Annotated in this window: 9 protein-coding genes; 2 read left to right on the top strand and 7 right to left on the bottom strand. The window is 55.8% G+C overall.

Annotation, left to right across the window (positions count from 1 at the left end; genetic code table 11):
• The first annotated feature begins 372 nt into the window (after positions 1-372).
• Together AC0TOY_RS07915 and mdtD are read left to right on the top strand one after the other, a co-directional pair.
• Positions 373-1,080: a FadR/GntR family transcriptional regulator gene (locus AC0TOY_RS07915; protein ID WP_024907901.1), complete on the top strand. Its 708-nt coding sequence runs from the start codon at positions 373-375 to the stop codon at positions 1,078-1,080.
• On the top strand, positions 1,077-2,510 hold the full coding sequence (gene mdtD / locus AC0TOY_RS07910; protein ID WP_473721688.1) for a multidrug transporter subunit MdtD: 1,434 nt from the start codon (positions 1,077-1,079) through the stop codon (positions 2,508-2,510). Before AC0TOY_RS07915 ends, mdtD begins: the two co-directional genes overlap by 4 nt.
• Here mdtD and rbsR read toward each other — a convergent pair.
• The 7 genes from rbsR to kup all read right to left on the bottom strand — a co-directional run bounded on the left by rbsR (position 2,476) and on the right by kup (position 10,420).
• On the bottom strand, positions 2,476-3,468 hold the full coding sequence (rbsR, locus tag AC0TOY_RS07905; protein WP_024907899.1) for a ribose operon transcriptional repressor RbsR: 993 nt from the start codon (positions 3,466-3,468) through the stop codon (positions 2,476-2,478). The genes mdtD and rbsR overlap by 35 nt on opposite strands.
• Before the next feature lie 3 nt (positions 3,469-3,471).
• Positions 3,472-4,401, bottom strand: coding sequence for a ribokinase (rbsK, locus tag AC0TOY_RS07900; RefSeq protein WP_024907898.1), 930 nt, complete (start codon positions 4,399-4,401; stop codon positions 3,472-3,474).
• Between the two features lie 104 nt (positions 4,402-4,505).
• Complete coding sequence (gene rbsB / locus AC0TOY_RS07895) at positions 4,506-5,396, bottom strand: ribose ABC transporter substrate-binding protein RbsB (RefSeq protein WP_010426610.1); 891 nt, start codon at positions 5,394-5,396, stop codon at positions 4,506-4,508.
• 27 nt (positions 5,397-5,423) lie between these two features.
• Positions 5,424-6,389 (bottom strand): ribose ABC transporter permease, encoded by a 966-nt coding sequence (rbsC, locus tag AC0TOY_RS07890; protein WP_006808742.1) that lies wholly within the window; start codon positions 6,387-6,389, stop codon positions 5,424-5,426.
• Positions 6,390-6,393: 4 nt separating this feature from the next.
• Entirely contained in the window at positions 6,394-7,899 is a 1,506-nt protein-coding gene (gene rbsA, locus AC0TOY_RS07885) for a ribose ABC transporter ATP-binding protein RbsA (protein WP_024907897.1), read from the bottom strand.
• A gap of 7 nt (positions 7,900-7,906) precedes the next feature.
• The gene (rbsD, locus tag AC0TOY_RS07880) at positions 7,907-8,326 is read right to left on the bottom strand and encodes a D-ribose pyranase (RefSeq protein WP_024907896.1); all 420 of its coding nucleotides are present in this window, start codon (positions 8,324-8,326) and stop codon (positions 7,907-7,909) included.
• A 225-nt stretch (positions 8,327-8,551) separates the two neighbouring features.
• Positions 8,552-10,420, bottom strand: a complete 1,869-nt coding sequence (gene kup / locus AC0TOY_RS07875) for a low affinity potassium transporter Kup (RefSeq protein WP_024907895.1) — start codon at positions 10,418-10,420, stop codon at positions 8,552-8,554.
• Between the last annotated feature and the right edge of the window lie 37 nt (positions 10,421-10,457).

Genomic DNA, 10,457 nt, shown 5'->3' with positions numbered 1-10,457 from the left:
CGTTAAGAATCCATGTCACTTTGAGTGCCCACACAGATTGTCTGATAAATTGTTAAAGAGCAGTGCCGCTTCGCTTTTCGCTGCGGCGCGGGGTGTGCATATTACGCTTTCCCGCTTCAGAGTCAAGCGTTTATTTTCGCTATTCTCTGCTGACCCGGCGGCGTGTGTGCCGTTGTTCCGTGTCAGTGGAGGCGCATTATAGGGAGTTATTCCGGCGTGACAAGAGGAAATTTAAAAAAAGTTTCTATCCGTGTTTTTTTTCACCAGCAGAGGTGAAATCAAGCTACAAATTGTTCTATTTGATGTATCTGCAACCACAATCACATTCGAGGTGGCATAATTATCAGCATGAATCTTTAAGGAATAAAAGCGATGCCATTAAGCGCACAACAGCTGGCCGCCCAAAAAAACCTGTCGTATGTGCTGGCAGAAAAGCTGGCTCAGCGGATCTTAGCGGGTAAATATGCCCCGGGCAGCATCCTGCCGGGTGAAATGGAGCTGGGTGAGCAGTTTGGGGTGAGCCGTACCGCAGTGCGCGAAGCGGTGAAAACCCTGACGGCAAAAGGTATGGTGCTTCCACGTCCTCGTATTGGCACACGCGTGATGCCACAGAGTAACTGGAATTTTCTCGATCAGGAGCTGCTCTCCTGGTGGATGACGGAAGACAACTTTCATCAGGTCGTCGATCACTTTCTGGTGATGCGCAGCAGCCTTGAACCTCAGGCATGTCTGCTTGCCGCCACACTTGGCACAGCAGAGCAGAAAGCGCAGCTTAACGCGTTGATGGAAGAGATGGTGTTCCTGAAAAAACACTTCAACCGCGAACGCTGGGTTGAGGTCGATATGGCCTGGCATGAACATATCTATATGATGAGCGCCAATCCGTTCCTCACCTCGTTTGCCTCATTATTTCATTCGGTGTATCACACCTACTTTACCTCTATTACACAAAACGACGTGGTAAAACTGGAATTGCATCAGGCGATAGTGGATGCCATTCAGGAAAGCGACGGGCAGCGAGCCCTGAGTGCGTGCCAGGCATTACTGGCTGCGCCAACCCACCAGCAGGTAAATAAATGACAAAGAAAAAAGCGCGCAGCATGGCCGGATTGCCGTGGATTGCAGCCATGGCGTTTTTTATGCAGGCACTGGATGCCACCATCCTCAACACCGCGCTTCCCGCTATTGCGCAAAGCCTTAACCGCTCCCCGCTGGCGATGCAGTCCGCCATCATCAGCTACACCCTGACGGTTGCAATGTTAATTCCGGTTAGCGGCTGGCTGGCTGACCGCTTCGGTACCCGTAGAGTTTTCATGCTGGCCGTGACGCTCTTTACGCTCGGTTCGCTGGCCTGTGCGCTCTCCTCGTCCTTAACGGAACTGGTTATCTTCCGCGTATTACAGGGCATTGGCGGCGCGATGATGATGCCCGTGGCGCGCCTTGCTTTATTACGAGCCTACCCTCGAAGCGAACTGCTTCCCGTGCTCAACTTCGTCACCATGCCGGGACTGGTCGGCCCGATACTTGGCCCGGTACTCGGTGGCGTGTTTGTCACCTGGGCAAGCTGGCACTGGATCTTCCTGATTAATATTCCGATTGGCGTTGCGGGGCTGCTGTATGCCCGCAAATATATGCCGAACTTCACCACGCCAAGACGCAGCTTCGACATGGGTGGCTTTTTCCTGTTTGGCCTGAGCCTGGTACTCTTCTCCAGCGGGATGGAGCTGGTTGGCGAGAAAATCGTCGCGACGTGGATGGCGCTCTCCGTTATCCTCGCCGGCGTGCTGCTGTCCCTTCTTTATATACGTCACGCGCGCCGTCATCCGACGCCGTTAATCTCTCTTGGGCTCTTCAACACCCGAACCTTTTCCGTCGGGATCGCGGGAAACATTGCCTCGCGTCTGGGGACGGGCTGCGTACCGTTCCTGATGCCACTGATGCTGCAGGTGGGTTTCGGCTACCCGGCCCTGATTGCCGGCTGCATGATGGCGCCCACCGCAATGGGCTCGATTCTGGCAAAATCGACCGTGACGCAGGTGCTACGCTGGTTTGGCTATCGTAAGACGCTGGTTGGCGTGACGGTCTTTATCGGCCTGATGATTGCGCAGTTCTCGCTGCAGTCCGCCGCGTTACCCGTCTGGATGCTGATCCTGCCGCTATTTGTACTGGGCATGGCGATGTCGACGCAGTTCACGTCAATGAACACCATCACCCTTGCGGATTTGACCGACGAAAACGCCAGCAGCGGCAACAGCGTGCTGGCGGTAACACAGCAGTTGTCCATCAGTCTGGGTGTGGCAGTGAGCGCGGCGGTACTGCGGTTTTATGAAGGTTTCGACAGCGCGAACACCGTCGAGCAGTTCCACTATACCTTTATCACCATGGGCGCACTCACCGTCGTTTCAGCGCTGGTCTTTATGCTATTAAAACCGAAAGATGGCCGTAACCTGATTAAAGAACGCCATAAGGCGAAAGCTAAACCGAACCCCGTTCCATCAGAACAGGAGTAAGCTGCAGGCGTTGCTGCTGCAGCGTGGGCTGAGCCATTCGGTGGATCAACACATCGATGGCCAGCTCGCCCAGCTCATCTTTTGGCTGATGAATGGTGGTGAGCGGCGGCGTCATATAGCTGGCCAGCTCGATATCATCGTAGCCGATTACCGCCATATCGTCGGGAACACGCAAACCGGCCTGATATAACGCCTGATAGGCGCCAAACGCCATGGCATCGTTGCCGATAAACACCGCCTGTGGACGCTGAGGTTGCGCCAGCAGCGTCTGCATCGCTTCAAAACCACCGTGAAACTCAAAATCGCCGGTAATACGGTACCCTTCCGGCACGGAAAGGCCCGCCCGCGCCATCGCGGCGAGATACCCTTCCAGACGCAAACGCGCCGGGGTTTTATCCAGCGGGCCGGTAATACAGGCGATGCGGGTATAGCCTTTATCGATCAGATACTGGGTGGCCATATCGCCCCCCAGCAGGGAGTTATCCTGAATAAGATCGCTGGTGCCGTCGAACGGTGCCCAGTCCATCATCACCGTGGGAATGGAGGGGTAGCGCTGGATAATCTCTTTCGAGGGCTGGTGCGTTTCGGTACAGAGCAGCAGTAGCCCGTCGACGCGTTTTTGCATCAGCGTTTCCAGGTTACGATTCATGCGCTGCTCGTCACCTTCGGTATTGCACAGCACCAGGCTGTAGCCACGCTCGAAGCAGCTGCGCTCCACGCCGCGAACCAGTTCTGAATAAAAGGGGTTGGTACTCGCGGTGATCAGCATACCGATGGTGCGCGTCTGGTTGAGCTTAAGGCTGCGCGCCAGCGCAGACGGCGCATAGTTGAGATCTTTTACCGCCGCTTCGACTTTCTCCCGAATCGCCTCGCTGACGAAGCGATCGTTGTTTATAACGTGAGAGACCGTCGAGGTAGAAACGCCCGCCATGCGGGCGACATCTTTCATTGTGGCCAAGCGTTACCCCTGCTGACTTAAGAATTCATCGATCTCTTTACGCCACGGAACGGAAGGCTGGGCGCCCTTGCGCGTCACCGCAATCGCGGCGGCAGCGTGTGCGAAGCGGATAGCGTCATCCATTCTCATGCCTTCCAGCAGCGCGGTCACCAGTGCACCATTGAAGGTGTCTCCCGCTGCAATGGTATCAATCGCCTTCACCTTAAAGCCCGGCACGCGACGGCCTTCGCCATTGACGCTTGCCCACACCCCACGGCTACCCAGGGTGATGATCACGGTGCCGATGCCTTTGTCGTGCAGTGCACGCGCGGCTCGCGCGGCATCATCATCGTTTTCAACGCGAATGCCCGTCAGCTTTTCGGCTTCGGTTTCGTTCGGCGTGATGATGTCCACCAGCGCCAGCAGCTCGTCTGATAATACACGGGCAGGGGCCGGATTAAGTACGACAGTGGTATGATTTTCATGCGCAATTTTGGCGGCGGCCAGCACGCTTTCAACCGGCGACTCCAGCTGCATCAGCAGGGCTTCCGCTCCGCCGATGAGTGCACGTTGCGCTTCTACGCGTTCCGTCGTCAGCGCCGCGTTAGCGCCAGCATGAATACCGATGACATTCTCACCTTCTGCGTTGACGAAAATCAGCGCCACGCCGGTAGATTCCCCTGCAACAACGCTGACCGGTGCGATATCGATATTGTCGCTCGCCAGCTGCTTGCGTACGCGCTCACCGGTATCGTCATCACCCGTGCAGGCGATAAACGCAATATTTGCCCCGCTGCGACCGGCAGCAACGGCCTGGTTTGCACCTTTACCGCCAAATGCCACCTGATACTGGTTACCCGTGACGGTTTCGCCCGGTGTCGGGAACGATTCAAGGTTAAGAATGTGATCGGCATTGATACTGCCAAGGACGACGAGGTTACCTGCGGTTTTCATGGTTGGATTGTCCATCAGAGAGCGCCACCGGTGTTACCCGGTGGCGTATGCCACACTTTTCTTTATTGGTGTCCCTCAGGCCGCCGTGACGGCCTGATTCGCCTTTACTGCTTGATGACCAGCTTCAGGTCAACCGGGTATTTGGCCTGAACTTTTTCGCCCTTCAGCACTTTGTCGGCAGTTTCAACGCCAGTGGCGCCAATCTGCTCAGGCAGCTGAGCGATGGTCGCAGCCAGTTTGCCATCGTTTACTGCTTTTTCACCATCCGGCGTGCCGTCAAATCCGACAACCATCACATCAGATTTACCAGCGGTCTGCAGGGCACGCAGCGCGCCCAGCGCCATTTCGTCGTTCTGCGCGAATACTGCCTGCACGTCAGGGTGCGCGGTCAGCAGGTTCTGCATGACGTTCAGACCTTTAGTACGGTCGAAGTCTGCCGGCTGGCTGGCCAGTACGTTGAATTTATGCGCTGCAACCGCCTGCTGGAAGCCTTCGCCACGCTCGCGGGCGGCAGACGTCCCGGCAATCCCCTGCAGTTCGATAACTTTCGCGCCTTCACCGGCTTTCTTCGCGATGTAATCACCCGCGATTTTACCGCCCAGCACGTTATCAGACGCAATATGGCTCACAACTTCGCCTTTGGTTGCCTGACGGTCCAGGGTGATTACCGGGATCTTCGCCTGGTTTGCCATCTTCACGGCGTTGCCTACGGCATCAGAATCGGTTGGGTTGATCAGCAGAATTTTGGTGCCGCGAACGGTTAAGTCCTGAACGTTAGCCAGCTCTTTCGCCGGGTTGTTCTGTGAATCCAGAACCACCAGGTTGTAGCCCAGTTTGTCCGCTTCTTTCTGCGCGCCATCCTTCAGAGAGACGAAGAACGGGTTGTTCAGGGTAGAGACAACCAGCGCGATGGTGTCTTTCGCCATGGCGTTAGCACTTACGGTTGCGCTCAGCGCGACAGCAGAAACCAGGGTAGCCAGTTTTTTCATGTTCATATCTAAGATGTCCTGTAGTGTCGTCAGTTACTGTTTTTTGTTGTCTACCAGTACCGCCAGCAAAATCACCACTGCCTTAACGATCATCTGGTAATAGGAGGAAACACCTAACAAATTCAAACCATTATTCAGGAAACCGAGGATCAGTGCGCCGATCAATGTCCCAACAATGCGACCTTTACCGCCCGCAAGACTCGTACCGCCCAGAACCACTGCCGCAATGGCATCCAACTCATACCCCGTACCCGCCGTTGGCTGCGCGGAGGAGAGGCGCGCCACTTCGATAATGCCTGCCAGTGACGCCAGCAGACCGCACAGGGAGTAAACGATAATTTTGACTTTATTAACGCTGATACCGGACAGGCGCGTTGCCGCTTCGTTACCGCCCAGCGCATAGATATAACGGCCCAGACGAGTGTGATGCAGCATGTACCACGCCGCCAGGAAGACGATAGCCATGATCCATACCGGGGTCGGGACACCCAGCGGGCGACCGATACCGAACCAGCCAAACAGATCGGCGTTATCGGTAAAGCCGGTATTGACCGGGCTGCCGTTGGTATAAACCATGGTCACCCCGCGCAGCAGCAGCATCATCACCAGCGTCGCGATGAACGCCTGAACGCGGCCTTTTGCCACAATCACGCCGGTGACGGCGCCTATCGCCGCACCTGCCGCCAGGGCAGCGGCCACGGCCACCAGCGCGTTGACTTCAATGCCGACAATCGAAGCGGCGATCGCGCCGGTGAGCGCCAGCAGGGAACCGACGGACAGATCGATACCTGAGGTCAGAATCACCAGCGTCATGCCGACCGCCATAATGGCGTTCACCGACGTCTGCTGCAGAATATTGAACAGGTTATTAACGGTGAAGAAATTCGGGCTCATGGTCGACACAATCGCGATCAGCACCAGCAGGGCAATCAGCGATTTTTGCTCCATCAGCCATGCCTTTGTGAAATAGCGGCGACCAGAAACAGCCTGGGTAGTCATCTTCTTACTCCTGATTCACGCGATTAAGCTTGCCCACAGCGGCAGCCATCAGAACTTCCTGGGTGGCCTGCTCGCGAGTGAATTCACCGCCGAGATGCCCTTCATGCATGACGATAATGCGATCGCTCATGCCTAATACTTCTGGCATCTCGGAAGAGACCAGAATGATGCTCAGACCGTCGGCCTTAAACTGGTTAATCAGCTGATAGATCTCTTTCTTCGCGCCCACGTCTACGCCGCGGGTTGGCTCGTCGAGGATCAACACTTTCGGACGCGTCATCAGCCCGCGCGCAATCGCCACTTTCTGCTGATTCCCGCCGGACAACAGGCCAATCGCCTGCTCCATCGACGGGGTTTTGACGTTAAAGAGGCGGATAAAATCGCTCACCGCCTGCTGTTCATCTTTATGCTTCAGGCTGCCGCCGCTGTGGCTGAAATAGCGCAGCGCGGTCAGGGACATGTTCTCTTTTACCGACATCCCCAGCACCAGGCCGTCGCGTTTGCGGTCTTCGGAGATATAGACGATGCCGTTCGCCAGACCATCCTGCGGTGAGCGGGTGACCACTTCATGGCCGTCAAGAGTGACATAACCGCTGGTGCGCGGCAGTGCGCCGTACAACACTTTCATCAGCTCGGTACGTCCGGCACCCATCAGGCCCGCTACGCCCAGGATCTCGCCCTGGCGCAGGGTGAAGGTCACGTCGTTCACACCCGGACCGCAGAGGTTGTCCACCTTCAGGCGGATCTCACCCGGCGCTTTATCCAGATGCGGATACTGATCTTCCAGCTTACGTCCCACCATCATTTCGATGAGCGTATCTTCGGTCAGCGTCGCCACTTCGCGCTCGGCAATAAACTGCCCGTCGCGGAAAACGGTGACGTCATCGCAGATTTCGAAGATCTCTTTCATACGGTGAGAGATATAGACAATCCCGCGCCCCTGCGATTTCAGCTCGCGGATAACGCGGAACAGGGATTCGGTTTCGGTATCGGTCAGGGCGTCGGTCGGTTCATCCATAATGATGACCTTCGACTCAAAGCTCAGCACCTTCGCGATTTCCACCATCTGCTGATCGCCAATGGAGAGATCGCCCACCAGGCGGTCGCTCTTAAAACGCAGGTTCAGCTTCGCCAGCAGCTTGTCCGCTTCGGCATACATGGTTTTCCAGTCGATCTTACCGAAGCGGTTCACGAACTCGCGGCCGAGGAAGATATTTTCCGCAATGGTGAGCTGAGGGATGAGGTTCAGCTCCTGGTGAATAATACCGATGCCCGCTTCCTGAGAGGATTTCGGGCCATTGAAGGTGGTCTCTTTACCCAACCAAAGGAGCGAACCGGCATCGCGTTGATAGATACCGGTCAGCACCTTCATCATGGTGGATTTACCGGCGCCGTTTTCGCCCACCAGCGCCATGACGCGCCCGGGGTAGACGTTCAGCGCCGCGCCGGAGAGAGCTTTTACGCCCGGGAACGACTTATCGATCCCTTTAAGTTGCAGTAATGCGTCCATGATGGCCTCAGAAGGTGACGCCAGCACAGAGAATGATATTCGCATACGGGGAACACTCCCCGCTGCGAATCACCGCCTGACTGTCTGCGGTTTGTTGTTTGAATTGTTCGTGCGTTGTGTAACGAATTTCTATGGTATTTCCCTGGTGTTGTTGCAGCTGCTCAAGGTGGCTGAGCAACGTTTCGTGGAGTTGCGGATTATGTTGTTTGATTTCCGCCGCGAGAATGACCGCCTCAACCTGCATCTCCGCGGTCACCACGTCCAGTACCTGCATAAACGAAGGTACGCCCTGCGTTAACGCCATATCGATACGGGTTGTGCTGCGCGGAACCGGTAAGCCTGCATCGCAAACCACCAGCGTATCGGTATGCCCAAGACGGGAAATAACCGATGAGATTTCTGAGTTGAGTACAGTGCCTTTCTTCATTTTCTTGCTCCACTAGCGAAACGTTTCGCTAAAAGTAGTGTAGCCCCAGAAATGTTCAGAAAACCATCATGACGTAACAGATTTGTGATCGACGTCGAAACGTTTCGCTAAGTGAAATGGCGTGGAGGTAAATGCAAAACGGTAACCCCCTGGTTACCGTTTTTTATGTTTGCGCCCTCTCCCTGTGGGAGAGGCCGGGGTGAGGGCATCAGGCCGCACAAAGACTTAAATCTCGACCTGCGTTCCCAGCTCAATCACGCGGTTAGGCGGGATCTCAAACTGGTCAGGCGCACGCAGGGCATTACGCTGCAGGATGAGGTATAGCTTGCCGCGCAGGCGCAGATACCACGGGCGCTTGCCGATAATCAGCGACTCGTGCGACATAAAGAACGACGTTTCCATCATCCTACAGCTCAGCCCTTCCAGGCCGCAGCGGTGGAACACCTCTTCCACGTTTGGCGTTTCACGCCAGCCGTAGCTTGCCACCACGCGCCAGAAGGTCGGCGACAGTTGCTCTATTTGCACACGACGCACATTGTGAACATACGGCGCATCTTCGGTGCGCAGCGTCAGCAGGATCACGCGCTCGTGCAGCACTTTGTTGTGCTTGAGGTTATGCATCAGCGCGAACGGAATAACATTCAGCGCGCGAGACATGTATACCGCGGTACCCGGCACGCGGACCGGCGGAGATTTCTCCAGAGAAGCGATCATCGCCTCCAGAGAATTCCCATGCTCGTGCATGCGGCGCAGCAGGCGGAAACGCTCGCTTTTCCAGGTGGTCATGACAATAAACATCACCAGACCCAGCGTCAGCGGCAGCCAGCCACCGGAGACAATCTTGTCGAGGTTCGCAGAGAACAGCGGCACGTCAATGCACAGGAAGCCCACCAGAATCATCGCCACGAGGAATTTATTCCAGTGCCAGTTTCGGTACGCCACCGTGGTGGAGAGAAGCGACGTCAGCACCATCGTACCGGTTACCGCAATACCGTACGCCGCCGCCAGGTTACTGGAGTGCTCGAAGCTGACGATAACAATGACCACAGCGAAATAGAGCAGCCAGTTAATGAACGGGATGTAGATCTGACCCGACTCCATCTCTGAGGTATGGATGATGCGCATCGGTGAGAGATAACCCAGACGCACGGCCTGGCGCGTCAGAGAAAACACGCCGGAAATCACCGCCTGAGAGGCAATGACGGTCGCCAGCGTCGCCAGGATCAGCATCGGTACCAGCGCCCAGTCAGGCGCCAGCAGGAAGAACGGGTTCTTGATCGCTTCCGGGTTTTTAAGCAGCAGCGCCCCCTGACCGAAATAGTTCAGCACCAGCGACGGGAGCACCACAATAAACCATGCCACGCGGATAGGCAGTTTCCCGAAGTGACCCATGTCAGCATACAGCGCTTCCACACCGGTGATGGAGAGCACCACGGCACCCAGCGCCACAAAGGAAACCACTTTGTATTCGAGGAAGAAATGCACGGCCCAGTAGGGATTCAGCGCCTGCAGCACTTCCGGGTTCGCGATAATGCTGCGCAAACCAAGCGCCGCCAGGATCAGGAACCAGGCCAGCATAATCGGTGCAAACAGTTTGCCCACCAGCCCGGTACCGTGCTTCTGGATCATGAACAGCAGCGTCAGGACAATAATGGCCAGCGGAACCACCCATGAATCAAGTTGTGGAGCGATAATCTCCAGCCCCTCTATCGCCGAGAGGACCGAAATAGCGGGCGTGATAACCACCTCTCCGTAGAAGAAACTGCCCCCAATCAGGCCGATAATGACCAGCACAGAGGTCATTCTGGCCGAGGTATTGCGTCCGGCAAGAGACATCAGGGTCAGGATCCCACCTTCACCTGCGTTATCAGCACGCATAACGAAGGAGAGATACTTAACGGAAACCACCAGGATCAGCAGCCAGAAAATGAGGGACAGGAAGCCAAACACGGCATCGCGTTCAACACCAAAGCCAAACTGGCCGGACAGACATTCACGAAGCGTATAAAGCGGGCTGGTGCCAATATCACCGTAGACAACCCCGATCGCCGCAAGCGTTATTGCGGGTAATGATTGCTTATTATCAGTGCTCATAGACTAGTCTTTTCGTTTAAATAACAAATGTGTTCCT

The organism is Enterobacter sp. PL_is379, assembly GCF_055817355.1.
This window is presented reverse-complemented; position numbering and strand designations above follow the sequence as displayed.

Excerpts from the sequence above, each read along its gene's own strand:
- AC0TOY_RS07915 (WP_024907901.1), top strand. The coding sequence starts at position 373 with ATGCCATTAAGCGCACAACAGCTGGCCGCCCAAAAAAACCTGTCGTAT.
- rbsA (WP_024907897.1), bottom strand. The coding sequence starts at position 7,899 with ATGGACGCATTACTGCAACTTAAAGGGATCGATAAGTCGTTCCCGGGC.
- rbsD (WP_024907896.1), bottom strand. The coding sequence starts at position 8,326 with ATGAAGAAAGGCACTGTACTCAACTCAGAAATCTCATCGGTTATTTCC.
- kup (WP_024907895.1), bottom strand. The coding sequence starts at position 10,420 with ATGAGCACTGATAATAAGCAATCATTACCCGCAATAACGCTTGCGGCG.
- rbsC (WP_006808742.1), bottom strand. The coding sequence starts at position 6,389 with ATGACTACCCAGGCTGTTTCTGGTCGCCGCTATTTCACAAAGGCATGG.
- mdtD (WP_473721688.1), top strand. The coding sequence starts at position 1,077 with ATGACAAAGAAAAAAGCGCGCAGCATGGCCGGATTGCCGTGGATTGCA.
- rbsB (WP_010426610.1), bottom strand. The coding sequence starts at position 5,396 with ATGAACATGAAAAAACTGGCTACCCTGGTTTCTGCTGTCGCGCTGAGC.
- rbsK (WP_024907898.1), bottom strand. The coding sequence starts at position 4,401 with ATGAAAACCGCAGGTAACCTCGTCGTCCTTGGCAGTATCAATGCCGAT.